General features: G+C 68.6%; 1 pseudogene. It reads right to left on the minus strand.

Features of this window, described 5'->3' with window-relative positions:
• Nucleotides 1-31: 31 nt before the first annotated feature.
• Nucleotides 32-258 (minus strand): annotated as a pseudogene (locus tag L6D89_RS32520) (hypothetical protein); the annotation flags it as partial.

A 258-nucleotide genomic window follows, 5' to 3' on the forward strand; every position in this document is an offset into this window, starting at 1 on the left:
GGCCCCTTGCGGGGCCGGGAAGGTGGAAGGGTTACAGCCAGTCGATGCGGTAGAAGGGCGACTCGCCGACCGGGCGGGAGGTGTCGGCCAGCACTTCGCCTTTGGAGAGCAGCTTGCCGGGGTTCTCGGCGTCGATCAGTGCCAGCTCTTCCGCAGGCGGTGCCTTCCAGCGCCAGATGGTCACGACCACCGGGCGGCCGCTGTCGGCTTCGTTGAGGCCGTCCAGGACGAGCTTGTACTCGGCGCCGGCTTCCACGA

This window comes from Pseudomonas pseudonitroreducens (assembly GCF_021603645.1).
Taxonomy (GTDB): Bacteria; Pseudomonadota; Gammaproteobacteria; order Pseudomonadales; family Pseudomonadaceae; genus Pseudomonas; species Pseudomonas pseudonitroreducens.